The sequence below is a fragment of the Roseomonas sp. 18066 genome (genome assembly GCF_902706185.1).
In the GTDB taxonomy this organism is placed as follows: Bacteria; Pseudomonadota; Alphaproteobacteria; order Acetobacterales; family Acetobacteraceae; genus Pseudoroseomonas.
Genome location: NZ_CACSJM010000097.1, coordinates 1 through 24,600 on the forward strand (window position 1 = coordinate 1; position 24,600 = coordinate 24,600).

At 73.0% G+C, this 24,600-nt stretch carries 23 protein-coding genes and 1 tRNA gene; 14 read left to right on the forward strand and 10 right to left on the reverse strand.

The genetic code is table 11. The annotated features are described in order from the left end of the window. The 6 genes from GVN67_RS18830 to GVN67_RS18855 form a co-directional block, all read right to left on the reverse strand. Window positions 1-229: hypothetical protein (locus tag GVN67_RS18830; RefSeq protein ID WP_159998805.1), on the reverse strand; the 229-nt coding region annotated here is incomplete at its 3' end. Between the two features lie 33 nt (window positions 230-262). Next, a complete protein-coding gene (locus GVN67_RS18835; protein ID WP_235035367.1) occupies window positions 263-1,654 on the reverse strand; it encodes a S41 family peptidase in 1,392 nt (463 codons plus the stop codon). A 239-nt stretch (window positions 1,655-1,893) separates the two neighbouring features. Further along, on the reverse strand, window positions 1,894-2,958 hold the full coding sequence (locus GVN67_RS18840) for a murein hydrolase activator EnvC (protein ID WP_159998809.1): 1,065 nt from the start codon (window positions 2,956-2,958) through the stop codon (window positions 1,894-1,896). 329 nt (window positions 2,959-3,287) lie between these two features. Next, window positions 3,288-4,805: a 2,3-bisphosphoglycerate-independent phosphoglycerate mutase gene (gene gpmI / locus GVN67_RS18845; protein WP_159998811.1), complete on the reverse strand. Its 1,518-nt coding sequence runs from the start codon at window positions 4,803-4,805 to the stop codon at window positions 3,288-3,290. A 320-nt stretch (window positions 4,806-5,125) separates the two neighbouring features. Then, the gene (locus tag GVN67_RS18850) at window positions 5,126-6,148 is read right to left on the reverse strand and encodes an ABC transporter substrate-binding protein (RefSeq protein WP_159998813.1); all 1,023 of its coding nucleotides are present in this window, start codon (window positions 6,146-6,148) and stop codon (window positions 5,126-5,128) included. A gap of 150 nt (window positions 6,149-6,298) precedes the next feature. Further along, window positions 6,299-7,234: a TIM44-like domain-containing protein gene (locus GVN67_RS18855; protein WP_235035368.1), complete on the reverse strand. Its 936-nt coding sequence runs from the start codon at window positions 7,232-7,234 to the stop codon at window positions 6,299-6,301. A gap of 354 nt (window positions 7,235-7,588) precedes the next feature. On the opposite strand from GVN67_RS18855, the gene GVN67_RS18860 reads away from it, so the two are divergent. Next, on the forward strand, window positions 7,589-8,470 hold the full coding sequence (locus GVN67_RS18860) for a lysophospholipid acyltransferase family protein (RefSeq protein ID WP_159998817.1): 882 nt from the start codon (window positions 7,589-7,591) through the stop codon (window positions 8,468-8,470). A 5-nt stretch (window positions 8,471-8,475) separates the two neighbouring features. Here GVN67_RS18860 and GVN67_RS18865 read toward each other — a convergent pair whose 3' ends face one another. The 3 genes from GVN67_RS18865 to xseA all read right to left on the reverse strand — a co-directional run bounded on the left by GVN67_RS18865 (window position 8,476) and on the right by xseA (window position 11,181). Continuing rightward, on the reverse strand, window positions 8,476-8,715 hold the full coding sequence (locus tag GVN67_RS18865; protein ID WP_159998819.1) for a hypothetical protein: 240 nt from the start codon (window positions 8,713-8,715) through the stop codon (window positions 8,476-8,478). Between the two features lie 106 nt (window positions 8,716-8,821). Continuing rightward, on the reverse strand, window positions 8,822-9,682 hold the full coding sequence (locus GVN67_RS18870) for a M23 family metallopeptidase (RefSeq protein ID WP_159998821.1): 861 nt from the start codon (window positions 9,680-9,682) through the stop codon (window positions 8,822-8,824). Next, on the reverse strand, window positions 9,679-11,181 hold the full coding sequence (gene xseA, locus GVN67_RS18875; RefSeq protein ID WP_159998823.1) for an exodeoxyribonuclease VII large subunit: 1,503 nt from the start codon (window positions 11,179-11,181) through the stop codon (window positions 9,679-9,681). Before xseA ends, GVN67_RS18870 begins: the two co-directional genes overlap by 4 nt. Window positions 11,182-11,284: 103 nt before the next feature. Here xseA and GVN67_RS18880 point away from each other — a divergent pair, with 103 nt between their 5' ends. From GVN67_RS18880 to GVN67_RS18895, 4 genes are all read left to right on the forward strand, one after another. Further along, on the forward strand, window positions 11,285-12,616 hold the full coding sequence (locus GVN67_RS18880) for a hypothetical protein (RefSeq protein ID WP_159998825.1): 1,332 nt from the start codon (window positions 11,285-11,287) through the stop codon (window positions 12,614-12,616). Then, window positions 12,595-12,668: transfer RNA gene (locus tag GVN67_RS18885), tRNA-Lys, on the forward strand. Before GVN67_RS18880 ends, GVN67_RS18885 begins: the two co-directional genes overlap by 22 nt. Before the next feature lie 45 nt (window positions 12,669-12,713). Then, window positions 12,714-13,988, forward strand: a complete 1,275-nt coding sequence (gene purD, locus GVN67_RS18890) for a phosphoribosylamine--glycine ligase (protein WP_159998827.1) — start codon at window positions 12,714-12,716, stop codon at window positions 13,986-13,988. A gap of 167 nt (window positions 13,989-14,155) precedes the next feature. Continuing rightward, window positions 14,156-15,724: a bifunctional diguanylate cyclase/phosphodiesterase gene (locus tag GVN67_RS18895; protein ID WP_159998829.1), complete on the forward strand. Its 1,569-nt coding sequence runs from the start codon at window positions 14,156-14,158 to the stop codon at window positions 15,722-15,724. 4 nt (window positions 15,725-15,728) lie between these two features. Here the strand turns inward: GVN67_RS18895 and GVN67_RS18900 are convergent, their stop codons facing one another. Then, window positions 15,729-16,304 (reverse strand): biliverdin-producing heme oxygenase, encoded by a 576-nt coding sequence (locus GVN67_RS18900; RefSeq protein WP_159998831.1) that lies wholly within the window; start codon window positions 16,302-16,304, stop codon window positions 15,729-15,731. A 193-nt stretch (window positions 16,305-16,497) separates the two neighbouring features. Here GVN67_RS18900 and GVN67_RS18905 point away from each other — a divergent pair, with 193 nt between their 5' ends. The 9 genes from GVN67_RS18905 to GVN67_RS18945 all read left to right on the forward strand — a co-directional run. Then, window positions 16,498-17,490: a tripartite tricarboxylate transporter substrate binding protein gene (locus GVN67_RS18905; RefSeq protein ID WP_159998833.1), complete on the forward strand. Its 993-nt coding sequence runs from the start codon at window positions 16,498-16,500 to the stop codon at window positions 17,488-17,490. 79 nt (window positions 17,491-17,569) lie between these two features. Further along, window positions 17,570-18,733 carry a patatin-like phospholipase family protein gene (locus tag GVN67_RS18910; protein ID WP_159998835.1) on the forward strand — a complete coding sequence of 388 codons (1,164 nt, stop codon included), beginning with the start codon at window positions 17,570-17,572 and terminating at the stop codon, window positions 18,731-18,733. A gap of 10 nt (window positions 18,734-18,743) precedes the next feature. Continuing rightward, window positions 18,744-19,181: a YccF domain-containing protein gene (locus tag GVN67_RS18915; RefSeq protein ID WP_159998837.1), complete on the forward strand. Its 438-nt coding sequence runs from the start codon at window positions 18,744-18,746 to the stop codon at window positions 19,179-19,181. After that, window positions 19,178-20,464 carry an NAD(P)/FAD-dependent oxidoreductase gene (locus tag GVN67_RS18920; RefSeq protein ID WP_159998839.1) on the forward strand — a complete coding sequence of 429 codons (1,287 nt, stop codon included), beginning with the start codon at window positions 19,178-19,180 and terminating at the stop codon, window positions 20,462-20,464. The genes GVN67_RS18915 and GVN67_RS18920 overlap by 4 nt, the downstream gene beginning before the upstream one ends. A gap of 56 nt (window positions 20,465-20,520) precedes the next feature. Next, window positions 20,521-21,630: an ABC transporter permease gene (locus GVN67_RS18925; RefSeq protein ID WP_159998841.1), complete on the forward strand. Its 1,110-nt coding sequence runs from the start codon at window positions 20,521-20,523 to the stop codon at window positions 21,628-21,630. Window positions 21,631-21,632: 2 nt separating this feature from the next. Continuing rightward, window positions 21,633-22,421 (forward strand): ABC transporter ATP-binding protein, encoded by a 789-nt coding sequence (locus GVN67_RS18930; RefSeq protein ID WP_159998843.1) that lies wholly within the window; start codon window positions 21,633-21,635, stop codon window positions 22,419-22,421. Next, window positions 22,418-23,443, forward strand: a complete 1,026-nt coding sequence (locus GVN67_RS18935) for an MlaD family protein (protein WP_159998845.1) — start codon at window positions 22,418-22,420, stop codon at window positions 23,441-23,443. Before GVN67_RS18930 ends, GVN67_RS18935 begins: the two co-directional genes overlap by 4 nt. A 10-nt stretch (window positions 23,444-23,453) precedes the next feature. Next, window positions 23,454-24,062, forward strand: a complete 609-nt coding sequence (locus GVN67_RS18940) for an ABC-type transport auxiliary lipoprotein family protein (RefSeq protein WP_159998847.1) — start codon at window positions 23,454-23,456, stop codon at window positions 24,060-24,062. Window positions 24,063-24,340: 278 nt separating this feature from the next. Then, window positions 24,341-24,600: hypothetical protein (locus tag GVN67_RS18945; RefSeq protein WP_159998849.1), on the forward strand; the 260-nt coding region annotated here is incomplete at its 3' end.

The following is a 24,600-nucleotide window of genomic DNA, read 5'->3' on the forward strand; positions in this document are numbered from 1 at the left end:
GCACCGCGGCCAGGCTGCGGCCGGGGGCCTCGGGCGGGCCCAGCCGGTGCAGGGTGGCGATGGTGCAGGCGGCGCCGCCCAGCACCAGCAGCCAGAAGCCGCCCAGGGCACGCCAGGCCCGGCGGTTGCCGGGCGCTGGCGCCACGCTGGGGATGGTGGCGAGCGTCCGGCTGGGCGCCGCGCCGATGCGGCCGGAAGCGGCTTCCCCGGAGCGGTTCGAGGTCGCCATGCCGACGCGGCCCTTCCTGTCAGTCCACCGACGTCAGCGCGCGGCGCGGCGCTGCGGGTCGGCGGTCGACCAGGCCCGCAGCAGGCCGGCGGCCTGCTGCAGCTGGAAGTCGGTCTCCGGCTTGGTCGGGTCGAAGGCCGGCGCGCCCTCGGGCGGCAGGCGGGTGACCTTGTCCTGGACGCCGGCGGGCAGGTTCAGCGGCGGCAGCGGCGGCGCCTCGGTGCTGCCGTTGGCGCCGTTGTCGTTGCGCAGCGCGCGGCGCAGATCGGCCTCGCGGTCGCGCAGCGGGGCGTTGCCTTCCTCGCGGGTGGCCAGCACCTCGATGTCGGGCGTGATGCCGGTCGCTTGGATCGAGCGGCCCGAGGGCGTGTAGTAGCGCGCGGTGGTCAGGCGGATGGCGCCATTGCCGGGGATCGGCATGACGGTCTGCACCGAGCCCTTGCCGAAGGACTTGGTGCCCAGCAGCACGGCGCGGCGGTGGTCCTGCAGGGCGCCGGCGACGATTTCCGAGGCCGAGGCCGAGCCGCCATTGATCAGCACGATCACCCGCAGCCCGTCGGCGATGTCGCCCGGCTTGGCGTTCCAGCGCTGCGCGTCGTCGGCGCGGCGGGCCCGCGTCGAGACGATCTCGCCGCGCTCCAGGAAGTCGTCCGAGACCTGCACGGCCTGGTCGAGCAGCCCGCCCGGGTTGTTGCGCAGGTCGAGGATGATGCCCTTCAGGTTGTTGCCGGCCTGCTGGCGCAGCGTGCTGACGGCGCGGCGCAGCGCGCCCTCGGTCTGCTCGTTGAAGGAGGAGAGGCGGACATAGCCGACATCCTCGCCCTCCATGCGGAAGCGGGCGACCTGCGGGCGGATGACGTCGCGGGTCAGGCTGAGCTCGATCGGCGTCTCGGTGCCGGGGCGGCGGATGGTCAGCTTGATGCTGCTGCCGCGCTCGCCGCGCATCTGCTCGACCGCTTCCTGCAGGGTCAGGCCCTGCACCGAATTGCCGTTCAGATGGGTGATCAGGTCGCCCGGCTTGACGCCCGCCTTGGCGGCCGGGGTGTCGTCGATCGGGCTGATGACCTTGACGTAGCCACCCTCCTGGCTGACCTCGATGCCGAGGCCGCCGAACTCGCCGCGGGTCTGCACCTGCATGTCGCGGAAGGAGCGGGCGTTCATGTAGCTGCTGTGCGGGTCGAGACCCTGCAGCATGCCGTTGATCGCGGATTCGATGACCTCGCGGTCGTTCACCGGCTCGACATACTCGGCGCGGACGCGCTCGAAAATATCGCCGAACAGGTTCAGCAGCCGGTAGGTCTCGGCGCGGTTGCCGGCCTCCTGGGCGAAGGCGGACACCACGGGCGGCATCACCACCGGGCCGAGCACGGTGCCGGCGACGAAAGCCGCCCCCACCACGCCGACCATGCGCATCTTAGGCTTCATGCGGTGACCCCTCATGCCGGTCAACGATCCTTCTGCCGCGAGCATTCGACGGCTTAGCGAGACACCTTAGAGCGGCTTCCTGTGCAAGGGGCAAATTGAAACCTTTTTCGACAATCACGTGTGCCGCAATGCGCGGCCCGGACGGGTGGTCGTGCCCCCAGGATCGCGCCAGCCTGCCAGAAATTCACCGCGCCGCGGCATGCCGGTGCCTTGCATGACCTAGTCTTAACCCTGCGCGCTTACCCACGCGAGCGGAACCAGCCCTTGGGATCCACCGGCGTGCCGTTGCGCCGCAGCTCGACATAGAGCGAGGCGCGGCCATTCTCCTCCGCCGCGCCCAACTGGCCGACCGGCTCGCCGGGCAGCACGCGGGCGCCGGTATCGGCATCCAGCCGGTCGAGGCCGGCGAGGACGAAATGCACCCCCCCGCCGCAATCGACGATGACCAGCTTGCCGTAGGAGCGGAACGGGCCGGCGAAGGCGATGCTGCCCTGGCAGGGGCTGACCACCCGGGCGCCGGCGGGCGCGGCATAGGTCAGGCCGCGCGCCGGGCCGCCGGCGCCGCTGTCGCCGAAGTCGCGCGACAGCGTGCCCGCCACCGGCACGGCGCGGCCGCCGCTGGCCGAAGGGCCAGGGCCGGGGGCGGGCAGCGCCGCCTGGCGGGCGGCCTCCAGCTGGCGGGTCTGCTCGCGGCGCTCGACGGCGGCCTGCTCGCGGGCCAGCGCCTCGCGCTGGGCGGCGTCGCGGGCGGCGCGCTGGCGGGCGGCCAGGGCCTCGGCCTCGCGCTCGGCCTGCAGCCGGGCGGTGCGCTCGGCGGCGGCGCGCTCCCGCTCGGCGCGGGCCTTCGCCTCGGCCTCGGCCCGGGCGCGGGCGCGTTCCAGCCGCTCCATCATCTCGCGCAGGTCGCCGGCACGGGTGGCGGTGGTGGCGGCCTCGCGCGCCGCCTCCTTCTCCTCCTCGGCGAGCGCGCTGCGATGGGTGCGGGCCTGGGCCAGGGCGGCGTCGACCGCTGCCGCCGCGGCGCGCACCTCGGCGCGGGCCTCGGCCAGATGCGCGGCCTCCGCCTCGGCGCGGCGGCTGGCCTCGCCGGCGATGGCCTGGGCCTGGCGCAGCGCCTCGGCCTCGGCCGAGAGGTGGCGGGTCAGGCTGCGCAGCACCAGCGCGCCGCGCAGCGCATCCTCGGGCGAGCCCGGCACCGCCAGCAGCGTCTCCGACGGATACTGGCTCAGCCGGCGCATCAGCGGCACCAGGGGCGCCAGCGCCTGGGCGCGGCGGCTGAGATCGACGATGGCGGCATCGCGCACCTTCGCCGCCTCCGCCGCGCCGGCCTCGGCCGCATCCGCGGCGCCATCCGCCGAGACGGCGCGGCGGCCGGCCTCGGCGCGCTGCTGGGCCAGCGCCCGCTCGGCCTCGGCGGCGGTGCGGGTCGCCTCCGCCGCGGCACGGGCGGCGGCCTGGGCCTCCTGCGCCCGGGCCTCGGCGTCGCGCAGGTTTCTTTCGGTCGGCGCCGCGCGATTCCCGTCACGGTTGCCGTCACGGTTGCCCTGGGCCAGGAGCGGACCCGCCAGCAGCAGGGGGAGAAGCAGCGCCGCCCCCTGCCAGGCGCGGCGGCTGCCCCGGGGCAGGGGGCGGATCAGTCGATCAGGCTCCGCCCGGTCATCGCCGCGGGCTGCGCGATGCCCAGCAGCGCCAGCAGCGTCGGCGCCACGTCGGCCAGCCGGCCCTCGTGGAGCTTCGCCCTGGCCGGGCCGCCGACCAGCAGGACAGGCACGACATTGGTGGTGTGCGCGGTATAGGGGCCGCCGGTCACCGGGTCCTTCATCAGCTCGGCATTGCCATGGTCGGCGGTGACCAGCAGCGCGCCGCCCTCGGCGACCACCGCGGCCTCCAGCCGGGACAGGCAGGCATCGACCGTCTCGCAGGCGCGGATGGCGGCGGCCAGGCTGCCGGTATGGCCGACCATGTCGGCATTGGCGAAGTTCAGCACGATCAGGTCGTGGCTCCGCGACCCGATCGCCGCCACCGCCTTGTCCGCCAGCTCGGGCGCCGACATCTCCGGCTGCAGGTCATAGGTGGCGACCTTCGGCGAGGCGACCATGATCCGCTCCTCGCCGGGATAGGGCGTCTCCTCGCCGCCATTGAGGAAATAGGTGACGTGCGGATACTTCTCCGTCTCCGCCATGCGCAGCTGGGTCAGCCCGGCCTTGGAGACCACCGCGCCCAGGATGTCCTGCATCGATTGCGGCGCGAAGAGCGTCGCCAGGTGCGGCGCCAGCACGGTCGAATACTCGGTCATCATGGCAGCGCCCGCGAAGGCCGGGCGGCGGGCGGCGAAGCCCTCGAAGCCGGGCAGCAGCAGCGCGCCGATGATCTGCCGCACCCGGTCGGCGCGGAAATTGAAGCAGAGCAGCCCGTCGCCATCCTTCATGCCCGTGTAGCCGCCGATGACGCTGGCCGGGATGAACTCGTCGGTCTTGCCGGCCTGGTGCGCGGCGGCGATGGCGGCCGAGGCGGTTCCGGCCTTGAAGCCCACGCCCTCCACCATGGCGTCATAGGCCTGGCGCACCCGCTCCCAGCGGTTGTCGCGGTCCATGGCGAAGTAGCGCCCGGTGACGGTGGCGATGCGCGCGCCGGCCGGCAGCGAGGGCTCGAATTCGGCGAGGTAGGAGAGGCTGGCTTCCGGCGGCGTGTCGCGCCCGTCGGTCCAGAGATGCAGCGCCACCGGCACCCCGGCGCCGGCGAAAATCTTGGCGAGCGCCAGCGCATGCCGCTGGTGGCTGTGCACGCCGCCCGGGGAGAACAGCCCCATCAGATGCAGCGTGCCGCCGCTGGCCTTGAGCTTGCCGATCAGCCCCGTCACCGCCGGCAGCGAGGCGATGCTGTTGTCGGCGACCGCCGTGTCGATCCGCGGCAGGTCCTGCATCACCACCCGCCCGGCGCCCAGGTTCAGGTGGCCGACCTCGGAATTGCCCATCTGCCCGTCCGGCAGCCCGACATCATGCCCGGAGGTGTGCAGGAAATTGTGCGGCGAGCCCGCCCACAAACGGTCGAAGCAGGGCGTCCTCGCCTGCAGTACCGCATTGTCGGCGCTGTCCTCGCGCCAGCCCCAGCCGTCGAGGATGACGAGCATGACAGGCTTGGGTCGGGACATGGCATCTCTCCGCGCGGTTTTGCCGAGGGATAGACCTTTTGACGAGGATCAGAAAGTCAGGAAGATCAAGGGTTGAAGGCTGGGGGAAGAATGAATTCTTCCCCCAGGCCCCCATCATTCTTTTCTTTTAACGGCCGTCTGGTGACCTGCGCTTCAACGGAACCGACATCAGGGCCAAACGGCGGGACGCATTTGATGAAAACGGCGCTCGCTGACAGGTCGCGCTGACCTGTGGCCGTTTCACGGCCTGTCGCCACGTGGACACGGCAGTCCGAAAGAAAAAGGGGAATTCATTCCCCTGGCCTGCACCTGTCTGCTCTTCAGGCCGGGATCTGCAGATCCGACGCCGGCGGCAGGAACTGGGTCAGGTACATGTCGCTGGCCTTCAGTTCGGTCGGGATATTGAAGGCGCCGCGGATGGTCTCGATGGCGGCCTGGACCTGGGGCTCGGGCAGGTTGCCGTAGCCGCCGGACAGCGCCTGGGGGGTGCGGATGAAGCCGAAATTGGCCATCATCCGGGCCTTCTCCACCTCGCGCGGGGTGGTGGCGTCGCGCTTGACCAGGGCGGCGATGGCGGCGTCGGGGTCTTTCCAGGCGGCGTCGTGGCCGCGGGCGATGGCGCGGATCAGGCCGGTCACCACCTTCGGATTGGCCTCGGCATGGCTGCGCTTGCAGAGCAGCGCGGTCGACAGCAGCGCCACGCCCGAATCCGCGTAGCGCAGCGACACCACATCCGCCTGCTGGATGCCCAGGCTGCGCAGGCTGAACACGCCGGAGACCTCGAAGCCGGTGATGGCATCGGCCTCGCCGCGCACCAGCATCGGCTCGCGCAGCTGCGGGGTGACGGTCAGCCAGTTGATGGTGCTGGCATCGATGCCGGCGGCGCGGGCGAAGGCGGGGAAGAGCTGGCGCGCCGAATCGCCCTCGGGGCCGGCGACCTTGCGGCCTTCCAGCTGCTTCGGCGTGGTGATGCCGCTTTTCTTCAGGGCCATCACCGCCAGCGGGCTGCCCTGCTGGATCACCATGGTCGCCACCAGCTCCGGCGCCTGGCCGGACAGGCGCAGGCGGATGGCCGGCGACAGGTCGGCGATGCCGAAGTCATAGGCGCCGCTGGCCACCTTCACCGGCGTGTCGCCGGAGCCGAAGCCGCGATCCATGGTGACGGCGAGCCCCTCGTCGCGGAAGAAGCCGCGCTCCAGCGCCAGCAGGAACGGCGCCTGGGGGCCCTGGAAAGCCCAGTCGAGGCAGAACTTCACCGGGGTCAGCGCGCCTTGCGCGCGCAGCAGGCCAGGGGTGGCGAGCAGCAGGCCGGCGCCGGCCAGGCCGCGGCGGGTGAGGGTCATGGCGTCGGATCTCCCGGGATCGGCTGCGTTTGGATTGGCGCGCTTTATGGCGAGCCGGCCGGGCTGGTTACAAGCGGGAAAGCCCCGCCAACGAAAAGGGCGCGGCCTGCGCCGCGCCCTTTCCCATCACCGTCCCTGAAGCCTGGCCGGTCAGCCGGGCTGCTGGATCGCCGCCAGCTGCCAGGCACCGCGGCCCTGGCGGCGGAAGGTCCAATGCTCCACCGCCTGGCTGCGCTGGTCGGCGCTGCCCTCGACCACCCGGCCCTGGTTGTCCAGGGTGACGTCGATCAGGCTGAAGCGCATGGCGACGGTGGCGTAGTCGGTGCCGTTCTCGCTCCAGCCCTCGGCCAGGTCGCCCTGCTCCAGCTTCACGTCGCGGGTCTCGTTGCGCCAGCCGCGGGCGTCGAGGTCGCGCAGATCCTGGGCGAAGAAGCCCGCCATCTCCGGCGTCGTCAGCTGCGACAGGGTCGCCGCGTCGCGGCGCGACCAGGCGCCGTTGACGTCGTAGAGCATGCTCTCGAAGGCGCTGAAATCCTGCGGCGTGACCTCGAGCGGCGTGGTGCGCGGGGCGCTGCCGCCGGTGGCCGGCCGCGGCTCCTGCTGCATCTCGCGGTTCAGCGCGTTCGGGTTCGGGCCGCCGGCCATGGCCGGCTGCTGCCGGCTGCGGAAGAAGCGGATGGCGAAGCGGACCAGCAGCACGATCAGCGCCACCTGGATCAGCAGGCCGAGCACGCCGCCCAGGCCGGAGATGCCGCCGAACAGCCCGTTGCCGAACAGCATGCCGCCCAGGCCCACGCCGATCAGGCCGCCCAGCATGGCGCCGCCGAAGCCGCCGAACATGCCGCTGCGCGCCGGCTGGGCGGGGGCCGCCATGCCGGGGCGCGCCGCCTGCTGCTGCGGCGCCGTGGTGCGCTCCATCGGCCGCGCGCCTTCGGGGGCGGTGCGCGTCACCGGGGGCGGGGAATAGGTACGGCTGCCACGGCTGCCGGAGCTGGAGCCGCCGCCCGGCCGGGCTTCCGCGAAAGCGGGACCCAGGATCAGGGCAAGGGCGGCCAGGCCGGCGAGCAGGCGGGCTCTTCCGCGCATAAGACGATTCCTCCGGGTCTTCATCATCATCCGATCATATAGGCATTACCGCCGTGTAATCCATGGGTATTGATCGCGGATTCTTGCGCCCGGGCTGCGGGGCCGGCGCGGCGCCGATCATCGCATGGCCGCCGCCGCCCGGGCCGCGGCGACGGGATTTTTTTCTGGCGATCCGGCGGTGCCGCCGCGAGCCTTCCATCTGGTCATCCGGCACGGCAGGGTCCAGAGCCCGCCGCTGGTCAAAGCCCCGCCGATCGCGCATAGCGGCGGCCGCCGGCGACAGAGGGGCGTGCGACGGATGCAGGGATTTCCGAGGACCGATGCCGGCCTGCGCCCCCCAGGGGAGGGCCGCGCATGAAGCTGCGCTGGCGGCTGGAGGCCTGGGGCGCGCGCGCCGCGCTGGCGCTGGGCCGGGCGCTGGGGATGGCCGCGGCCTCGGCGATCGGGGGGGCGGTGACGCGGACCCTCGGGCCCTGGCTGGGCGTCTCCCGCGTCGGGCGGCGCAACCTGGCCCTGGCCTTCCCCGAGCGCGACGCGGCCTGGCGCGAGGCGGTGCTGAAGGGCGCCTGGGACAATCTGGGCCGCAGCATGATGGAGCTGCCGCATCTGCCGGGCCTGCCGCGGACCGCCTCAGGCCCGGGCTGGGAGCTGGTGGGGGCGGAGAACATGCCGCCCGGCGCCCGGCAGCTGGTCTTCTTCTCGGCGCATATCGGCAATTGGGAGGTGCTGCCGCTGGCCGCCCAGGCCTTCGGCCTGACCATGGGCAGCCTGTACCGCGCGCCGGACAATCCGCTGGTCGATGCCGTGGTGCGGCAGATGCGCGAGGGCGGCGCCGAGCTGCCGCTGTTCCCCAAGGGCAGCCGCGGCGCCCGCCAGGCGCTGAAGCACCTGGCCGGCGGCCAGGCGCTGGGGCTGGTGGTCGACCAGAAGCTGAACGAGGGGATCGAGCTCGACTTCCTGGGCCAGAAGGCGATGACGGCGACGGCCCCGGCGGAGCTCGCGCTACGCTTCCGCTGCCCGCTGATCCCGGTCCATGTCGAGCGAATCGAGAAAAACCGCTTCCGCGTGGTGGTGGAGCCGCCGCTGCCCTGGCCGGAGACCGGCGACAAGGCGGCCGATGTCCGCATCCTGATGCAGGGGGTCAACGACCATATCGGCGCCTGGATCCGCGCCCGGCCGCAGGACTGGCTGTGGCTGCACCGGCGCTTCCCGCGCGAGCTCTACCGGAAGAGCTAGGGCCTTCAGCCGACCACCAGGATGGCGCCGGCGGCATAGAGCCGCTCGCGCAGGCCGGGGTCGGGGGCCAGCACCACGACGCAGGGGGTGCGGTGGCGCCATTCGGTGGCGGCGACCCGCCCGGGGGCAGCCGAGGCCAGGTCAGCATCGTCGAACAGCGCCACCACCGGCGATTCGATCAGCCCGGCGCGGCGCAGGGTGTCCTGCGGGACGGAGGGGCGGGGCAGGAATTGGGAAAGGGTCATGACGGCGCTCCCAATGCCGCCAGGATGCTTACCGCTTGATGAAGGTGCCGCGGAATTTCGGTGGCGTTTCCGCTGGATGGGCTTTTTCCATCCGCCCGCTATCGCCCTAACCCTGCGGCGGCAGCAGCGGATGCGGGTCCAGCGCCGTGGACAGCCAGTTCATCCCCAGATGCAGATGCGGCCCGGTCACCCGCCCGGTCGCCCCGGTCTGGCCGATTCGCTGGCCGCGCCCGACGCTGGCGCCATTCGCCACCTCCAGCACCGAGAGATGCGCGTAGAGGCTGACCACCCCATGCCCGTGGTCGAGCAGGATGGTGTTGCCGGTGAAGTAGAGATCCTCCGCCAGCACCACCCGGCCGGCGCCCATGGCGTGGCAGGGCGTGCCCGTCGGCACCGCGATGTCGAGCCCCAGATGCGGCGCCCGCGCCTCGCCGTTCAGGATGCGCTGGCTGCCATAGACGCCGCTGATGCGGCCGCGCGCCGGCCAGACGAAGCCCTCGGCGAAATGCGGCAGGGCGCTGTCGATGCGGCGCACCACGGCGATGCGCTCGCGCTCCGCCTTGATCCGGGCCAGCTGCTGCGCATTCGGGCTGACCATGGCCGACGGCAGGCCGGTCAGGCGCTGGATGTCCCAGTCGCGCTTCTGGATGGCGAGCTCGCGGATCTCCTGGCGGCCATCGGGGGCGATGGCGACCAGCCGCGCGCCGGGCCCGGCGTCGCGGCCGAAGCCGATGACGAACTGCCCGTCGGGCGCGACCGAGACGGCGCGCTGGTCGAGCGTCACCCGGCTGCCCGGCGCCACCTTGCCCAGCGCCATGCCGCCCTGCGTCAGGCCCTCGTCGCCCAGCGTCAGCAGGCGCGGCACGGTCGGGCCGGTGCTGCGGCCCTCGCTGCGCTGCGCCTCGGCGCCTTCGCAGCCGGCCAGCAGCAGGGCCGGGGCGGCGGCCAGGAACAGGCGGCGCTTCACAGCAGCGACCCCTGGCCGGGCTTTTTCGGCGCGGCCGGCCTGCGCGGCTTCTTCACGGCCGGGGCCGCGGTCTCGGGGGTGTCGGGGAAGGTGTCGGCGGTGACCATGCGGTTGCCATCCTGCAGCGTCAGGTGCAGCCGGTCGCCCTCGGCGATCGCGGCGGCGGTGGTGACGGGCCGGCCATCGACATGCCGGACCAGCGCGAAGCCGCGCGCCAGCACCCCCTGGTAGGAGGCGCCCTCCAGCCGGGCGGCCAGCCCTGCCAGATGCAGCCGCGCCTCGCGCAGCCGGGATTCGATGCGCGCGGCCGGGTCGGGCAGGCGGTGCAGCGCGTTCTGCCGGCGGTCGAGCAGCCGGCGCAGCGCGGCCGCCGCCCGCGTCTCGGCCAGGCCCAGCGCGTGGCGATGCGCGGCCAGGGTCTCGCGCGGATGCAGCAGGCGCGGCGCCAGGGTGTCGAGCTGCCGCCGCCTGGCGGCGAGGTAGGCGCGCGGCGCCAGGGCCAGCCGCTCGCCGCGATCGTCCAGCCGCTGGCGGGCGGCGCCGACCAGGCCGGGCAGGTCGGGCATCCGCGCCTCGACGCGCGACAGCCGCAGCCGGGCGCGGTCGGTCGCCGCCTGGCCGGATTGCAGCAGCCGCGCCGCGGTCTGCGCCAGCGCCGCCAGCAATTCGCTCCGCGAGGGCACCGCCAGCTCGGCGGCCGCGGTGGGGGTCGGCGCCCGGCGATCGGAGACGAAATCGATCAGGGTGGTGTCGGTCTCATGGCCGACGGCGGAGATCAGCGGGATCGGGCAGGCGGCGACGGCGCGCAGCACGGCCTCGTCGTTGAAGGCCATCAGGTCTTCCAAGCTGCCGCCGCCGCGCGCCACGATCAGCACGTCGGGCTTCGGGAAATGCGCCGGCAGGCGGGAGAAGCCCTCGATGGCGGCGGCGATCTGCTCGGCGGCGCCCTGGCCCTGCACCGGCACCGGCCAGAGCAGGATCGGCCGCGGGAAGCGCCGCGCCACGGTGGTGCGGATGTCCTGGATCACCGCGCCCTTCTCGCTGGTGATCACGCCGATCACCTGCGGCAGCCGGGGAATTTCTTTCTTGCGGCCGTCGTCGAACAGGCCCTCGGCGGCCAGCTTCTTGCGCAGCGCGTCGATGCGGGCCAGCAGCGCGCCTTCGCCGGCATAGTCCAGCCGGTCGATGATCAGCTGGTAGTCCGAGCGCTCGCCATAGGCAGACACCTTGCCGGTGGCGATGACCTCGACGCCGTTCTCCGGCTTCAGCGACAGCCGCGGCACGGCGAAGCGCCAGATGATGGCGCGGATCTTGGCGCCCTCGTCCTTCAGCGCCAGGTAGATATGGCCGGAGGGATAGGCCTTGAGCTCGGTGATCTCGCCGCGCACCCGGACGCGGGCGAACTCCCCCTCCAGCGTGCGCTTGATGGCGGTGCTGATCTCGCTGACCGAGAATTCCGGCGTGTTGCCGCGGGGGGGCGCTTCGGCGTCGCTGTCCATCGCGGCGCAGACTAGACCCGGGGGGCCGCCGGGCCAAGGCGCTGGCGCGGGCGTGACCCGGCGCCGCCTGGGCGCCGCGGCCGCGCCCGGCTAGCCTGCCGCCATGCCCGATGCCGAGACGCTGCGCGCCCTGCATGCCGGCCTGACCCGGCGGCCGATGCCGGAGACGGTGGCCGGCCGTCTGCTCGGGCTGTCCGTCATCCAGGCCGTGCCGGCGCTGGCGGCGCAGCTGGCCGAGGTCGCTGCCAGCCGCCCGCGCTTCAGCTTCCTGCCGGATGATTTCGCGGAGCCCGTGGCTCCTGGCCGGCAGATCGCCAAGGCGCTGGAGCTGTTTCCCGAGGTCGCGGGCATCGCCCCGGCCGAGCGCGACCCGGCCCGGATCGCGGCCTATATCGCCCGCCTCTCCGCCGCCATCGCCAAGGCGCCGCTGAAAGGCGACTTCAAGGCCGACCGGCTGGACCGTGCCGGGCGGGCAGGGGCGGGGCTGGCGCTCGGCGGCCATGCCTATACCAAGCGCTTCCGCTTCCTGGCCCGGCTGGAGGCGCATCTGGCCACCTATGCCCGCGAGCGGCGGCATCGCGGCTGGCGGCTGCTGGGCAAGCTCGGCCTGGTCGAGGGGATTGCTTTCGACCGCTTCGCCGCCAGCCCGGCGGCGGCCGGCTTCATCGCCTATGACGCCGCCCGCCGCGGGCTGCGCAGCCTCTTCACCAGCGACTCGCAGGTGAAGCCCTTCGACGCGCCCGCCGCCGCCCTGCTGCGCCTGGCCGAGGCCGACCCGGCCACCGACTGGGCGCTGGTCGCCCGCATCCACCCGACCCCGGCGGTGCTGGCCCGGCTGACCGCCCCCCAGCGTGGCGCGCTGCTGGCCGAATGGACCGCCGCGCTGGCCGGGCTGGCGGAGGATCTGGAAGCCACCTGGCGCCGCAGCCGCTTCGACCTGAACGACATGGTGGTGGGGCGCGGCGATGATTCCTCCACCTGGAACCTGCTGGCCCAGGCCTGGAACAGCGCCCGCGCCGGCTTCTTCGCGCTGCTCGAGGCCGGCGGCCAGCTCGGGCTGGTGGAGGCATGCTGCCCCGGCAAGGTGATGCGGCTGATGGCCGGCGATGTCGCTGCCTGGCACCGGGCGGAGGGCGGCGCGCTGCAGCCGGACACCGCCGTCTGGCGCGTCCTGCCGCGGCCCTGGGCGGTGCTGCGCGGCGAGGCCTTCTGTCCCCGCAGCCTGGTGGAGGCGGCCTGCCGCGATGCCGGGATCGACCCGGAGGCCTCCGGCTGGGTCGCCGCCCGGCTGCCGCCCGGGGCGGTGCCCTTCACCGCCACCCCCGAACTTGTGCATGGCGTCGAGGTGGCAGCACCCGGTCTCGCCTTGCTGCTGAGGAAGCGCGGCGTATTCTCCGGCAGGCCGACCCGAATGGATGGCGTAGCTCAGCGGTAGAGCGGCCGGCTCTTCTCCGGCTGGACGGAGGTTCGAGCCCTTCCGCCCTCCACCCTTCCCATGCTAGCGGGCCGCGCGCAGCGAGGGATGTTGGGGCATGAAGGTTCTTCTGGTGGGTGGCGGCGGCCGCGAGCATGCCCTGGCCTGGGCCCTGACCGGCTCCGGCCTGCTGACCAGGCTCTGGGTCGCCCCCGGCAATGCCGGGATCGCCGAGATCGCCGAATGCGTCGCCATCGGCGCCGAGGATGTTTCCGCGCTCGTCGCCTTCGCGAAGGAGCAGGCGGTCGACCTGGTGGTCGTGGGCCCCGAGGCGCCGCTGACCCTGGGTCTCGCCGATGCCTGCGCCGCCGCCGGCCTGCGCTGCTTCGGCCCCTCGGCGGCGGCGGCCACGCTGGAGGGCAGCAAGACCTTCACCCGCGAGGTCACCACCGCCGCCGGCGTCCCCGGCGCCGAATGGGCGCAGTTCACCGATGCGGCTTCCGCCCGCGCCTATATCCGCGAGAAGGGGGCGCCGATCGTGGTCAAGGCCGATGGCCTGGCCGCCGGCAAGGGCGTGGTCGTCGCCGAGACGGTGGCGCAGGCCGAGCAGGCCGTCACCGAGATCATGGAGGACCGCGTGCATGGCGCCGCCGGCGCCTCGATCCTGATCGAGGAATGCCTGGTCGGCGAGGAGATTTCCTTCTTCGCCCTGTGCGACGGCGAGACGGCGCTGCCGATGGCGGCGGCCCAGGACCACAAGCGGGTCGGCGACGGCGATGTCGGGCCGAACACCGGCGGCATGGGCGCCTATTCGCCGCCGCCCGCTTTCACCCCGGCGCTGGAAGCGCAGGTGATGGACAGCATCATCCGCCCGACATTGAAAGAAATGGCGCGCCGCGGCACGCCGTTCCGCGGGGTCCTGTTCGCCGGGCTGATGCTGACCGAGGCCGGGCCGAAGCTGATCGAGTACAATGTCCGCTTCGGCGACCCGGAATGCCAGGTGCTGATGCTGCGGCTGCAATCCGACCTGCTGGCCGCGCTGCTGGCCGCCTGCGACGGCGAGCTCGACCGCTTCACCCTGCGCTGGTCGGCCGAGGCCGCCATCGTCGTCGTCATGGCCGCGCGCGGCTATCCCGGCGCCTATGCCAAGGGCAGCGTCATCGAGGGGCTGGAGCAGGCGGCGCAGCTGCCGGGCGCGCAGGTCTTCCAGGCCGGCACCGCGCGCAACGACCAGGGCGACCTGGTCGCCGCCGGCGGCCGGGTGCTGGGCATCGCCGCCAGCGGCGCGACGCTGGCCACGGCGCGCGACGCCGCCTATGCCGCGGTCGATGCGCTGCGCTGGCCAGAGGGCTTCTGCCGCCGCGACATCGGCTGGCGCGCGCTGGGCGGCTGAGGAATCGGCCGGCTCTTAACGGCCATTTCACCGCACCCGGCGAGGATGCCATAGTCACGCCATGCCGCCGGGGCCAGAAGGCCATCCGTCAGCGGGCGCCCGCCGGTGGAAATCCCGCCCGAGGGTGTGCCGCCGCGGCAGGCGGGCAGGACGCAGGGGCCGAGGATATGCCGCAACGGGACAGGGCGAAGGGCGAGAAGCCGGTGGGCATCCTGCGGCACCGCGCCGTGGCCGATGCCCTGGTGCTGCTGGTCATCGCGGTGGTGCTGTCGTCGCTGGCCATCCATTACGAGGTCTTCGACGCCGCCCATGCCTATTCGCACCAGCATGAGCAGCTGCAGCTGGACGAGATCTTCGTCATCCTGGTGGTCACCGGCTGGTGCAGCTTCGTCTATGCGATCCGCCGCCTGCTCGACGTGCTGCGCGAGCGGCGGGAGCGGCTGCGCGCCGAGGGCGATGCCAGCTGGCTGGCGGTGCACGACCCGCTGACCCGCCTGCCCAACCGCCGCGGGCTGGAGCAGCGGCTGGAACGCCCCAGCCCGATCGTCGGCGGCGCGCTGTATATCGACCTGGACGGCTTCCGCGCCATCAACGAGCTGCATGGCCATGCGCTGGGCGACGCGCTGCTGGCGGAGGTCGCGCTGCGGCTGCGCCAGCTGTTTCCCAGCGCCTGGCTCGGCCATCCCGGCGGCGACGAGTTCGTCGTGGTCTTCGAGGGCGTCGCCCTGCCGGTGATGCAGCAGCATGCGGTGCGCGCCATGCGCACCCTGACCCGCCCGGCGCGGCTGCAGGGCCAGCGGGTCGAGGTCGGCGTCAGCATCGGGCTCGCCGCCCTGCCGCAGCATGGCGAGACGCTGCGCGCGGTGCTGGCCTGCGCCGAGACCGCCATGCAGGCGGCCAAGCAGGAAAGCCGCAACGCGCTGCGCGTCTTCGAGCCTTCGATGAGCGAGCGCCAGGCCAACCGCGCCTGGATCGAGCAGGCGCTGCGCGAGGCGGTGCAGAACGAGGTGATCGCGCCGCGCTACCAGCCGCAGGTCGACCTGAAGACCGGCCACCTGGCCGGCTTCGAGGCGCTGGCCCGCTGGCGCGCCGAGGACGGCAAGATGGTGCCGCCCGACATCTTCATCGCCACCGCCGAGCGGCTGGGCATGATCGACCGCCTCAGCGAGCAGCTGCTGAAGCGCGCCTGCCGCGACGCCGCGCTGTGGCCGGCGCCGCTGCGCCTCGCCTTCAACCTGTCGCCGCTGCAGCTCTCCGACCCGCGGCTGGCCGAGCGGATCATCGCCATCATCCACGAGGCGGGCCTGGCGCCGGAGCGGCTGGAGGTGGAGATCACCGAGGGCGCGCTGATCCGGGAAGCCGCGGTGGCGCAGGACACGCTGGACATGCTGCGCGCCGCCGGCGTGCGCGTCGCGCTGGATGATTTCGGCACCGGCTATGCCAGCCTGTCGCAGCTGGCCCGCTTCAGCTTCGACATGATCAAGATCGACCGCTCCTTCATCCGCCGCATGGTGGCGGAGGAGAAGCAGCTGAAGATCGTCAAGTCGATCCTCGGCCTCGGCCAGGGCCTGGGCATCGAGATCACCGCCGAGGGCGTCGAGGAGGCCGAGCAGGCCGAGCTGCTGCGCAGCCTGGGCTGCCATATCGGCCAGGGCTATCTGTTCGGCGCCGCCATCTCGCCGGAGGAGGCGGCGGTGCTGGCCAGCCGCAAGGGCGAGATCGTCCTCGCCGCCTGAGGCGTCAGGCCTCGGTCCGCAGCGCCGCCAGGAACGTCGAGAAGGCCAGGCGGGCGCCGGCCTCGGCCGCCGGCCAGCCGGCCGGGTCGGGCAGGGCGGCTTCCAGCCCGGCCAGGAAGCCCGGCCAGCCGGCGCCACCCGCCGGCTGATGCGCGAGGTACGCGGCGGGCGCGCCCTCCGGCAGGCCGCGGCGCAGCATGGCATTGCCCAGCCGCGACCCCTCCAGCACATAGGCCGCGCCCAGCGCCACGGCGCGGCGATCGCCTGCCGGCCAAACGACGGGCAGGGGGTCCGGCGCGGCCGTGCCCAGCACGGCGAGGTCGGCCAGCAAGGCCGGCAACCGGCGGCGGGCGTCCCAGCCCAGCCAGGCCTCCTGCGCCAGCGCCGCGCCCACCGCCGCCTCCAGCCCCGGCAGCGCCCGGGCATGGGCGCGCAGGAAGGCGGCATGGCCGTCGCGCGTGCCCAGCGCATGCGCGCTGCCCAGCGCATCGGCCTCGGCATGCAGCGGGCCGGTCGCGGCGCGCAGCGACCAGCGCAGCCCGGTCTTGCGGTCTTCGGTCGGCGGCAGGTCAGGCGGCATCGTGGCGAAAGCTCCCGCGGGCTGGGCGGCGGACAATGCCGCGCCGCGCCATCATGCGCCAGCCTGTCGCGCCAGCCTGGGGCGCGCCAGCCCGTCGCGCCAGCCTGGGGCGCCGCGAGGCTTGCCGCCGGCCCGCCCGGCTGGGCTATGCTGCCCCCAGGTCCGGCCACAAGAGCCGGCTGTTGGAGGACGAATGACAGGAAAGACGACGCGCCGCGGTGCGCTGGCGATGGGGGCCGCGCTGGCCACCGCCGGACTGGCCACCGCCGGCTTGGCCCGCCCCGCTCTGGCCCAGGGCAATTTCCCCGCCCGGCCGATCCGCATGCTGGTGCCCTGGGGGGCCGGCGGCACCACCGACGTGCAGATGCGCGCCTTCGGCGAGGTCGCCTCGCGCAAGCTGGGCCAGCCGGTGGTGATCGAGAACCGCGCCGGGGCGGGCGGCATCCTCGGGCCGCAGGCGCTGCTGAACGAGCGGTCGGATGGCTACACCATCTCGCAGATGCCGATCAGCGTCTTCCGCTACCCGCATATGGCCGCCAAGCCGCCCTTCGACCCGATGAAGGACTTCACCTGGATCAGCCACCTGACGGGGTATCTGTTCGGCGTGGTGGTGCGCGCCGACGCGCCCTGGAAGACCTTCCAGGAGTTCCTGGCGGACGCGAAGAAGAACCGCGGAAAGATCACCTATGGCTCCCCGGGGGTGGGCACCTCGCTGCACATCACCATGGAGCAGATCGCCGGGCAGCAGGGCATCGAATGGGTGCATGTCCCCTTCCGCGGCTATGCGGAGAATGCGACCGCGCTGCTGGGTGGCCAGATCGACGCGCTGGCCGACAGCTCCGGCTGGTCGGAGATGGTGCGCGACGGCCGGCTGCGGCTGCTGGTCACCTGGGGCCCGACGCGGGCCAAGCGCTTCCCCGACACGCCGACGCTGAAGGATCTCGGCATCGACCTGGTCTCCACCTCGCCCTATGGGTTGGCCGGGCCGAAGGGCATGGATCCGGGCGTGGTGCGGGTGCTGGACGCTGCCTTCCGCGAGGCGGTGAACGACCCGCAGCATGTGGCGGTGCTCGACCGCTACGACATGCCGGTGCTCTACATGAACCCCGACGACTATGCCGCCTTCGCCCAGCGCACCAACGAGGAAGAGAAGGCCATGATCCAGAAGCTGGGCCTCAAGCTCTGACAGGCCTGCCGCGGCGTTGCAGCAGGGCCGCCGCGGCACCATCCTTCTGGGCGGTCCCCGCCGTCCAGGAGCGTCACGCATGGATATCCAGCAGCCCGAGCGTCCCGAGCCGGCCGACGATGCCTGGCGGCCGGAGGGCTGCCGGCGGGTGGCGCTGGTGCTGCAGGGGGGCGGCGCGCTCGGCGCCTACCAGGCCGGCGTCTACGAGGCGCTGCACGAGGCCGGCGTCGCGCTGGACTGGATCGCCGGCGTCTCGATCGGCGCCATCAACGGCGCGCTGATCGCCGGCAACCCGCCGGAGCGCCGCATCGCCGCGCTGCGCGCCTTCTGGGAGAAGGTCACCGACAACCGGGTGGAGCGGCAATTCTGGGGCCCGCTGCCCGACGGCGACCTGTTCCGGCAATGGCGGCACGAGGCCTCGGCGGCGCTGACCATGCTGCAGGGCCAGCCCGGCTTCTTCGCGCCGCAGGTGCCCAATCCCTGGTTCTCGGCGCCGGGGGCCAAGACCGCGACCAGCCTCTACGATTCCTCGCCGCTGAAGGCGACGCTGGAGGAGCTGGTCGATTTCGACCTGCTGAACGACCGGCGGATGCGCTTCGCCGTCGGCGCGGTGAATGTGCGCAGCGGCAACTTCGCCTATTTCGACAGCGGCCGGATGCGGCTGACGGCGGCGCATGTCATGGCCTCGGGCGCGCTGCCGCCGGCGCTGCCGATGGTGCCGGTCGGCACCGACCACTACTGGGATGGCGGGCTGGTCTCCAACACGCCGCTGCAGCACCTGCTGGAGAACCTGGAAAGCCGCAACACGCTGGCCTTCCAGGTCGACCTGTTCAGCGCCCGCGGCGCCGTGCCGCGCTCGATGCCGGCGGTGATGGCCCGGGAGAAGGACATCCGCTACAGCAGCCGGACCCGCGCGGTGACCGATTTCCACCGCCGCATCCGCGGCCTGGAGGTCGAGCTGAAGCGCGCGCTGGAGCAGGTGCCGGAAGACCGGCTCGATCCCGGCCAGCGTGAGCTCAAGCATCGGCTGGAGCGGCTGCCGGAGGTTGTGATCCTGCAATTGATCTATCGCCAGCAGGCCTATGAAGGCCAGGCGAAGGACTATGAATTCTCCGCCGCCACCATGCGCGAGCATTGGGCCAGCGGCCTGGCCGATACCCGCGCCACGCTGGAGCGGGGCCATTGGCTGGCCATGCCGCCGCCCGGCAGCGGCATCCAGGTCCACGACGTGCACCACCCCTGAGGGAACCACCTTGGCCTTCCTGCTGAACCTGCTGTGGAACTTCCCCGGCTTCGGCTTCGTGCCGGCGCTGATGTGGCTCTTCGCCTCGGTGCTGATGGCGCTGACCATCATCGGCCTGCCCTGGGCCCGCGCCTGCCTGATGCTCGCCGGCTACAGTTTTCTTCCATTTGGCCAGACGCTGGTCTCTCGCGACGAGCTGACCGGGCGGGGGTCGCTGGGCACCGGGCCGCTCGGGATGCTGGCCAATATCATCTGGTTCTTCCTGGCCGGCATCTGGCTCTGCGTCGCGCATCTGGTGCTGGCGGCGGGCTGCGCCATCACCATCATCGGCCTGCCCTTCGCCTGGGCGCATCTGAAGCTGGCGGCGGCCTCGCTGGCCCCGGTCGGCAAGCGCGTCGTCCCCGGCGAGGTCGCCGACGCCCTGGCCCGGCGCCGCTTCGGCCCATGACCCAGGTCGATGTCCTGGTGGTCGGCGCCGGCGCCGCCGGCATCGCCGCCGCCCGGGCGGTGCGGGCCGCCGGCCGCAGCCTGCTGGTGCTGGAGGCGCGCGACCGCGCCGGCGGCCGGGCGCGCACCGACAGGACGACGCTGGGCGCGCCCTTCGACCTGGGCGCCACCTGGCTGCACGAGGCCGGCGCCAATCCGCTGACCCCGCTGGCCGCCGGCGCCGCCCCCTTCGACCACGACACGGTGCGCAGCCATCGCTGCTGCATCGGCGACCGGCTGGCGACACCGGAGGAGGTCGCCGACTACGACGCCGCCTATGGCCGCTTCCACGCGATCCTGGCGCGGCAGCGCGGCCCGGGCCGCTCGGCCGGGGCGGGGGCGCCGCGCGGCGGGCCCTGGGACGCGACGGTCGCGCATTGGGAAGGCGAGGTGATCTGCGCCGCCCCGCTCGACGCCATGGACCTGGACGACTTTTTGGACACCCAGCTTTCGGGGCCGAACCTGCTGCTGCCGGGGGGGCTCGGCCCGCTGCTGCAGGGCCTGGCCGCCGATCTGCCGCTCCGCTTCGGCGCCGTCGTCGAGCGCATCGACTGGGGCGGGGCGCGCATCGCCGTCGAGGGCAATTTCGGCAGGGTCGAGGCCAGGGCCGTGGTGGTGACCATCCCGACCAGCCTGCTGGCCGCCGGGGCGATCCGCTTCGACCCGCCCCTGCCGGCGGCGACGCTGCAGGCGGCGCATGACCTGCCGCTGGGGCTGCTGTCCAAGATCGGGCTGAAGGCCGCCGGGCCCGACCGGCTCGACCTGCCCGATTTCGGCGGGCTGGAGCGCCAGGTGGCCGACCCCGCCGACCCCGCCATGAGCTTTGTCGCCTGGCCCTTTGGCCAGGACCACGTCATGGGGTTCCTGGGCGGTGACGCGGCCTGGGCGCTGTCGGGGCAGGGGGTGGCGCCGCTGCTCGACCATGCGCTGGCAGAACTCCGCCGCGCCTATGGCGGCCGCGCCGACCGGGCGATCCGCGCCGATGTGGCGGCGATGCATGACTGGGGCGCCGATCCCTTCGCCCGCGGTTCCTATTCGCATGCCCGGCCGGGCCGCGCCGGCGCCCGGCGGGTGCTGGGCACGCCGCTGCAGGACGGCCGGCTGGGCTTCGCCGGCGAGGCCTGCCACCCACGCTATGCCGCGACCCTCGCCGGCGCCTGGGATAGCGGCCTTTCGGCGGCGGCGGCGGCGCTCCATGCAACCAAGCGTGACAGTTCCGGGGCTTTGATGCCCAAGGTTTCATGACGCGTGGCTGACTGGGGGTTAACGCCGCCGGGCCGCTGGCTTATTTCATCTCCTGCATGAGCGACACGGCAGATCAGGCAGCGGCCCCGGCGGGCTTCGACCGCGAGGGCGACACCCTGCGCCTGCGCGGCGCCCTGACCACCCGCGCGGCCGGCCGGCTGTGGCAGCCGGTGCTGCGCGCGGCGGCGGGGGCGCGCCGGCTCGACCTGGCCGGGCTGACCGCGCTGGACAGCACCGGCGCCGCGCTGGTGCTGGAATGCGCGAGCGCCTGCGCCGAGACCGATATCCAGGGCGCCAGCCCCCCCGTCGCCGCCGTGCTGGACCGCGCCCGCAAGGCCCTGGCCGCGCCGCGGCCGCCGAAGGCCCCGCCCAGCCTGCCCTTCATCGCCTGCCTCGGCGCCTGGGGCGTCGGGCGCCTCAAGGAGGCCCGTAACGCCGCCGGCTTCCTGGGCGAGGCGGCAGTGATGACGGCGGCCACCCTGCCGCGCCCGGGGCGCCTCCGCTGGGCCGACCTGCTGCGCCACCTGGACGAGGCCGGCTTCCGCGCCTTCCCGCTGACCCTGCTGCTGGGCACGCTGATCGGCGTCATTCTCGCATTTCAGTCCTCGATCCCGATGCGGCAATACGGGGCGGAGATCTACATCCCGTCCCTCGTCGGCATTTCCCTGATCCGCGAGCTCGGGCCGCTGATCGCCGCCATCATCCTGGCCGGGCGCACGGGGTCGGCCTATGCCGCCGAGCTCGGCACCATGACGGTGAACGAGGAGGTGGATGCGCTGCGCATCATGGGCATCGACCCGATGGTCATGCTGGTGCTGCCGCGGCTGCTGGCGGCGATGCTGGTCATGCCGGTGCTGGCGCTGATGATGAACCTGGCCGGCCTGGTCGGCATGGGCGGCGTGATGAGCGCGCTCGGCTATCCGCCGCCCTTGGTGCTGAACCAGCTGTCGCAATGGCTGACGCTGGGCTCGCTGGTGGGGGGGCTGGGCAAGTCGGTGATCTTCGGCATGGTCATCGCCGGCATCGGCTGCCGCGCCGGGCTGCAGGCCGGGCGAGGGCCGCGCGCGGTGGGCGACGCCGCCACCCAGGCCGTGGTCGGTGGCATCGTCGCGACCGTGGTGCTGGACGGCCTCTTCGCCATCCTGTTCTACCGGCTGGGCTGGTGAGCATGGCCGATTTCCAGGACATCCAGCGCCGCACCGTCGCCGACCCCGTGGTCACCTCCGAAGGTGTCGCCATGGCCTTCGGCGCCAACGCCCTGTTCAGGGACGTTTCTTTCAGCGTCGCCCGTGGCGAGGTCTTCGTCATCCTGGGCGGCTCGGGCTGCGGGAAATCCACCCTGCTCAAGCTGCTGATCGGCCTCTACCGCCCGACCGCGGGAAAGATCGGCATCCTCGGCCAGCCGCTGATGGAGACCGCGGGGGCGGCACGGCGGGAGCTGCTGACCCGGCTGGGCGTCATGTGGCAGTCGGGCGCGCTCTTCGGCTCGATGACCCTGCTGGAGAACGTCATGCTGCCGCTGGAGGCGCATACCGCTCTGCCGCCCGCCGCGCGCGAGCAGGTGGCGCGCGTCAAGCTCGGCCTGGTCGGGCTGTCGGACGCCGCCAACCGGCTGCCGGCGGAAATCTCCGGCGGCATGGCCAAGCGCGCCGGCATCGCCCGCGCCATGGCCCTCGACCCGCCGCTGCTGTTCCTCGACGAGCCTTCCGCCGGCCTCGACCCCATCACCTCCGCCGGCCTCGACCAGCTGATCAAGGAGCTGGCCCGCGACCTCGGCACCACCTTCGTGGTGGTGACGCATGAGCTGCAGTCGATCCTGGCGATCGGCGACCGCTGCATCATGCTCGACAAGGCGGCCCGCGGCATGATCGCCGAGGGCGACCCGCGCGCATTGCGCGACCACGCGACGCATCCCACGGTGCGCGCCTTCTTCCGCCGGGAGGCGCCCGCCGCATGACCAGCTCCACCAGCCTCTATGTCCGCGTCGGCGCCCTGATCCTGGTGGGCCTGGCGCTCGCCCTCGGCTTCGTGCTGTTCCTGACCGGCGGAAGGCTGACCCGCTCCACCCTGGTCTTCGAGACCTATCTGCAGGAGAGCGTCATCGGCCTCGAGGTCGGCGCGCCCGTCCGCTACCGCGGCGTGCAGATCGGCCAGGTCAGCCAGATCGGGCTGGTCAATGCCGAATACCCGCCCTCGAGCCGCAACCAGGCGATGGAGGCTTTTCAACTCGTCCTGGTCCGGCTGGCGCTGGACCCGCAGAAGGCGACGATCGACACGCCGGAACGGGCCGAGGCCTCGGTGCGGCGGGGGTTGCGGGCGCGGCTGTCCAGCCAGGGCATCACCGGCGTCGCCTATATCGAGCTCGACTTCGTCAGCCCGACCCGCTTCCCGGCGCGGGAGGATCTGCCCTGGCAGTCCACCTATCCGGTGATCCCGGCCATGCCGTCGACCGTGGCGCAGGTGCAGAACGCCGCCGAGGCCATCCTGTCGCGCATCCAGAACGCGCCGCTGGAGGAGCTGATGGGCGACATCACCGAGATCGTCGCCATGGTGAAGGGCCAGCTGCAGAACGGCGATGCCGCCAAGATCCTGGCCGAGGCCTCGGCGACCATCGCCAGCCTGCGCCGCACCGCCGAGGGCACCGACCTGCCCGGGCTGGTCACCGACCTGCGCGCCACGGTCACCGACCTGCGCGGCCTGGTCGGCGGCCCCGAGGCCCGCAGCGCCATGGCCAATGTCGGCGGCGCGGCGGAGGAGCTGCGCCGCAGCCTCTCCCGCCTGCCCCAGGCCATCACCGCGCTGGAGCAGACCTTGCGGACGGCCCGCAACACGACCCAGGACGCCAATGCCGACCTGGCCCCCCTGCTGCGCGACCTGCGGGCGGTGGCGGGCAATCTGCGCGACACCACCGAGGCGCTGCGCCGCGCGCCCGGCCAGGCGATCTTCGGCGCCCCGCCGCCGGCGCCCAACCACCGCTGAGGAGGCAAGCATGAACCGTCGTCTCGCCCTGCTGGCCCTGCCGGCGCTCGCCGCCTGCAGCGTCCTGCCCGAGCGCCCCTATGTCGAGGTGCGGCGCTTCCCGCTGACCCCTGCCCGCGACCCGGCCGCCCCGATGCCCGCCCGCAGCGGCCGCCGCCGCGTGCTGCTGGTGCGGCTGATGCGCGCGGCCCCCGGCCAGGACAGCCGCGGCTTGCGGAGTCTCCGCCCCGACGGCACCGAGGCCATCGACTACTACGCCGAATGGAGCGCCCCCCCGGCGGAGCTCGCCGAGGAGGCGCTGCGCCGCTGGCTCTCCTCCGGCGGGTTGTTCGGCGCCGTGGTCTCGCCGGGGACGCGGGCGCGGGCCGACCTGGTGCTGGAGACCGAGCTGACCGCGCTGCTGGCCGATCTGGGCGCCGGCCAGGCGCGCGCCGGGCTGTCGGCCGTGCTGCTGCGCGAGGGGGAGGGGGGTCCGAGCCTGCTGACCCAGCTGGCGGTGACCGGCACGGCGCCGATTCCCCCCGGCCCGCGCGGGCCGGAGGTGCTGGCGGCGGCCATGACGGAGGCCTTCGCCGCCGCCCTCGGCGCGCTCGAGCGGGGCATCGCCGTCCATAGCTGACGCCTTCGGGCGTCGAATTCCGAAAAATTTTCGCGGGGTTTTCCGGGCTGCCGAAAGGCGGCGCCGGGGGCCTGGGCTTGGCCTTTTCGCCCCGCATCTGCCTGTAAACCAGAAGTTTCCACGCCCGTGACCTCACGCGGGTGTGCTGCACATCCGCGCGAAAATCCTTGAGCGCCTGCTTCTTTCGCTCACGAACGCGTGTGCCAGATTAACCCGATGCTTACCCTTCGCGGGGTAATTCTCATCCCGTGAGACAAGCCAAGGGTCTGGATAAAAACATGCGACAGTCCGGTCACGCCGCCGATAGCTGGAACGAAGTCTGGGACGCCTATGAGGCGCGCAGCGACACCGCCGCCACCCCCGAGTCGCACCGCGAGTCGCACCCCGATGCGACCCCCGCGGAAGGCCGCCGCGCCCCACGCCGCCGGGGGCGGATTTTCGCAATCCTGCTGGCCCTGCCGCTGCTCGGCGCCCTGCTGCTGGCAGGTCCCGCCCGCCCGCTGGCCGCCTTCGCCGGCCTGGTCCTGAACCACGCCCC

Coding starts and splice junctions, on each gene's coding strand:
- purD (WP_159998827.1), top strand. CDS start 12,714: ATGAAGGTTCTTCTGGTGGGTGGCGGCGGCCGCGAGCATGCCCTGGCC.
- GVN67_RS18865 (WP_159998819.1), bottom strand. CDS start 8,715: ATGACCCTTTCCCAATTCCTGCCCCGCCCCTCCGTCCCGCAGGACACC.
- GVN67_RS18895 (WP_159998829.1), top strand. CDS start 14,156: ATGCCGCAACGGGACAGGGCGAAGGGCGAGAAGCCGGTGGGCATCCTG.
- GVN67_RS18850 (WP_159998813.1), bottom strand. CDS start 6,148: ATGACCCTCACCCGCCGCGGCCTGGCCGGCGCCGGCCTGCTGCTCGCC.
- GVN67_RS18920 (WP_159998839.1), top strand. CDS start 19,178: ATGACCCAGGTCGATGTCCTGGTGGTCGGCGCCGGCGCCGCCGGCATC.
- GVN67_RS18900 (WP_159998831.1), bottom strand. CDS start 16,304: ATGCCGCCTGACCTGCCGCCGACCGAAGACCGCAAGACCGGGCTGCGC.
- GVN67_RS18905 (WP_159998833.1), top strand. CDS start 16,498: ATGACAGGAAAGACGACGCGCCGCGGTGCGCTGGCGATGGGGGCCGCG.
- GVN67_RS18925 (WP_159998841.1), top strand. CDS start 20,521: ATGAGCGACACGGCAGATCAGGCAGCGGCCCCGGCGGGCTTCGACCGC.
- GVN67_RS18835 (WP_235035367.1), bottom strand. CDS start 1,654: ATGAAGCCTAAGATGCGCATGGTCGGCGTGGTGGGGGCGGCTTTCGTC.
- GVN67_RS18860 (WP_159998817.1), top strand. CDS start 7,589: ATGAAGCTGCGCTGGCGGCTGGAGGCCTGGGGCGCGCGCGCCGCGCTG.
- GVN67_RS18880 (WP_159998825.1), top strand. CDS start 11,285: ATGCCCGATGCCGAGACGCTGCGCGCCCTGCATGCCGGCCTGACCCGG.
- GVN67_RS18910 (WP_159998835.1), top strand. CDS start 17,570: ATGGATATCCAGCAGCCCGAGCGTCCCGAGCCGGCCGACGATGCCTGG.
- xseA (WP_159998823.1), bottom strand. CDS start 11,181: ATGGACAGCGACGCCGAAGCGCCCCCCCGCGGCAACACGCCGGAATTC.
- GVN67_RS18940 (WP_159998847.1), top strand. CDS start 23,454: ATGAACCGTCGTCTCGCCCTGCTGGCCCTGCCGGCGCTCGCCGCCTGC.
- GVN67_RS18930 (WP_159998843.1), top strand. CDS start 21,633: ATGGCCGATTTCCAGGACATCCAGCGCCGCACCGTCGCCGACCCCGTG.
- gpmI (WP_159998811.1), bottom strand. CDS start 4,805: ATGTCCCGACCCAAGCCTGTCATGCTCGTCATCCTCGACGGCTGGGGC.
- GVN67_RS18855 (WP_235035368.1), bottom strand. CDS start 7,234: ATGCGCGGAAGAGCCCGCCTGCTCGCCGGCCTGGCCGCCCTTGCCCTG.
- GVN67_RS18935 (WP_159998845.1), top strand. CDS start 22,418: ATGACCAGCTCCACCAGCCTCTATGTCCGCGTCGGCGCCCTGATCCTG.